This window comes from Sphingomonas bacterium (genome assembly GCF_903643035.1).
Lineage (GTDB): Bacteria > Pseudomonadota > Alphaproteobacteria > Sphingomonadales > Sphingomonadaceae > Sphingomonas.
This window is the reverse complement of the sequence record NZ_CAHJWW010000307.1, coordinates 1-3,068: the sequence shown is the minus strand read 5'-3', so window position 1 is coordinate 3,068 and position 3,068 is coordinate 1. Positions and strand designations below refer to the sequence as shown.

The 3,068-nt window shown below is 71.2% G+C and carries 2 protein-coding genes; both read left to right on the top strand.

The window, feature by feature from the left end:
• The first annotated feature begins 190 nt into the window (after positions 1-190).
• Positions 191-2,803, top strand: a complete 2,613-nt coding sequence (locus HUV01_RS14360) for a PAS domain-containing protein (protein ID WP_217431022.1) — start codon at positions 191-193, stop codon at positions 2,801-2,803.
• Positions 2,800-3,051 carry a hypothetical protein gene (locus HUV01_RS14355; protein ID WP_174298887.1) on the top strand — a complete coding sequence of 84 codons (252 nt, stop codon included), beginning with the start codon at positions 2,800-2,802 and terminating at the stop codon, positions 3,049-3,051. The genes HUV01_RS14360 and HUV01_RS14355 overlap by 4 nt, the downstream gene beginning before the upstream one ends.
• Positions 3,052-3,068 lie beyond the last annotated feature (17 nt).

Below are 3,068 nucleotides of genomic sequence, written 5' to 3'. Positions count from 1 at the left end.
ATCGACGGGTGGCGGGGGCCAGCGCGGCGGCTATGCGGACGATCTGGACGACGACGTCCCGTTCTGATCGCCCCGCGCGCGCGGTGGTGATCGGCCGGCGTCCCGACCCGGTCCGGCCCGGATCGTGTCGGTGCGGGGTGTCGCGCACGCTTCCGCTTCGCTATCCGTGCGGGCGCAAGAGGCGACCGGGATGGGACAGGCGGCGGTGAACGAGGCTGAGGAGCGGCACGCCGCCACGGATGCGGAGCGGATCGCCGCCGAACTGATCGGGCTGGACGTCGGCACCGATCCCTTCGTCGCCGCGGTGCGCGCGACGCGGATGCCGATGGTCATCAGCAACCCGCGCCTGCCCGATAATCCGATCGTGTTCGCCAACGGCGCGTTCTGCCGGCTGAGCGGCTATCCGCGCGACGAGATCCTCGGCCGCAACTGCCGCTTCCTCCAGGGGCCGGGCACCGACCGGGCGATGGTGGCGCACATCGGCGCGGCGATACGGCGGGTGGAGCCGGTCGAGATCGATCTCCTCAACTACCGCAAGGACGGCGAACCGTTCTGGAACCGGCTGCTGATGGCGCCGGTGTTCGACACCGACGGCGTGCTCGCCTATTTCTTCGCCAGCCAGGTCGACGTGACGATCGAGCGCGAGCGGCTGGCGGGGCTGGAAAGCGACAACGCCGCGCTGATGGCGGAGCTGACCGACAGGCTGCGCCATCAGGAGGAGCGCGAGCACGAACTGGCGTTCACGCTGAAGGCCGGCGGGTTCGGCACCTGGAGCCTGGAGCCCCGGACCCGCACGCTGACCGCGTCGGACACCTGCAAGGGACTGTTCGGCCAGCCGGTCGAGGCCCCGTTCAGCTTCAGCCAGTGGATCGCCGCGGTCCACCCCGACGACCGCCGGCACGCGGTCGACGATGCCGCGGGCTCCGTCGCCGCCGGGTCGGACTTCACCACCCGGTACCGCATCCACCGGCCCGACGGCGAGATGCGCTGGATCTCCTCGCACGGGCAGCCGTTCTTCACGGCCGACCGAAAGCTGCTGCGGATCGCGGGCGTGTCGGTCGACATCACCGGCCGGCAGCGCGAGGAGCAGTTCCGGATGGCGCTGGTCGAGCTGAGCGACGCGGTACGCGACGGCACGAACCCGGCGGAGATATCCTTTGCCGCCGCGGAGGTGATCGGCCGCACGATGGGGGTCGACCGCGCCGGCTATGGCCTCGTCGATCGGGCCGCGGAGACGATCACGATCGAGCGCGACTGGAACGCACCCGGCGTCAGGACGCTCGCGGGCACCCTGCATTTCCGCGACTACGGCTCGTACATCGACGATCTGAAGCGCGGCGGCACCGCGATCGTGTCGGACGCACGGGTGGACCCGCGCACCGCCGACACCGCCCCTGTCCTGGAGGCGATCAACGCGCGTTCGTTCATCAACATGCCGGTGACGGAACATGGCGGCTTCGTCGCGCTGCTGTACCTCAACCACGGAGCGCCGCGCGTCTGGCGCAGGGAGGAACTGGCGTTCCTGCGCGAGGCCGCCGACCGTACCCGGATCGCCGTCGAGCGTCGCCGCGCCGAGCAGGATCTGGCCGAGCTCGCCGCCTCGCTGGAGCAGCAGGTGGTGGAGCGCACCACCTCGTTGCAGGTGGCGGAGGAGGCGCTGCGCCAGTCGCAGAAGATGGAGGCGGTGGGCCAGCTGACGGGCGGTGTCGCGCACGATTTCAACAACCTGTTGACCGTGATCCGGTCGGCGACCGACCTGCTGAAACGCCCCGGGCTGAGCGAGGAGCGCCGGGCGCGCTATGTCGACGCGATCTCCGACACCGCCGATCGCGCCGCCAAGCTGACCGGGCAGTTGCTGGCCTTCGCGCGTCGCCAGGCGCTGAAGCCCGAGACGGTGGACGTCGCGGCCAGCCTGCGCACCATTTCCGACATGCTGGGCACGCTCACCGGCTCGCGGATCGCGATCGAGATGGCCCTGCCGGACGAGCCGTGCTTCATCGAGGTCGATCCCAGCCAGTTCGACACCGCGCTCGTCAACATGGTGGTCAACGCGCGCGACGCGATGGACGGCGAGGGTCGGATCGCGATCGCGGTGCGCGCCGCGCGCACGATCCCGGCGCTCCGCGCGCACCCGGCCGAGAACGGCGACTTCATCGCCGTATCGATCGCCGACACCGGATCGGGCATCGCCGCCGACCAGATCGACCGCATCTTCGAGCCGTTCTACACCACCAAGGGTGTCGGCCAGGGCACGGGCCTGGGCCTCAGCCAGGTGTTCGGCTTCGCCAAACAGTCCGGCGGCGACATCGCCGTGGACAGCGCGACCGGCAAGGGCACCGTCTTCACGATGTTCCTGCCGCGTACCGACGCGCCCGTCCCCGCGCCGACCGGTGGGGACGCCGGGTCGCAGCGGCCGGCGGACGGGCACGGCACGCGCGTGCTGGTGGTGGAGGACAATGCCGATGTCGGCAGCTTCACCACGAACACGCTCCAGGAGCTGGGCTACGAGACCACGCTGGCCGCCAATGCCGACGAGGCGCTGGCCGAGCTGTCGCACGGCGGGGGCGAGCGGTTCGACATCGTCTTCTCGGACGTGGTGATGCCGGGCATGAACGGCATCCAGCTCGGCGAGGCGATCCGGGCGGCGTATCCCGGCCTGCCGGTCGTGCTGACGTCGGGGTACAGCAGCGTCCTGGCGCAGAACGGCACCCACGGGTTCGAGCTGCTGCACAAGCCCTATTCGGTCGAACAGCTGTCGCGCGTGCTGCGGTCGTTCGCCCGGCGCCCATCGCAGCCATCGTGACGGCCACCGTGACGGCCACCACGAAGGAGGCGGGGCGGGGCCGGGCGAGGGACCCGGTCCGGCGCCAGGTCCGGCAACAGGTCCGGGGGCGGGCCGGGCTGGCCGAGCCGATGGCGCTCGCGACCGCGGCGGGAGCGAACCTCCGGCTGATCCCGTCGCGGCGCGTGGCGAGGGGAACCAAGATCCCCTTCGGCCCGAGCATCGCGGGCGCCTGGGCCGCGGTGATCGCGTTGTCGCACGCCGTCTAGAACCCGCCTGAGACGCG

Coding starts and splice junctions, on each gene's coding strand:
- HUV01_RS14360 (WP_217431022.1), top strand. CDS start 191: ATGGGACAGGCGGCGGTGAACGAGGCTGAGGAGCGGCACGCCGCCACG.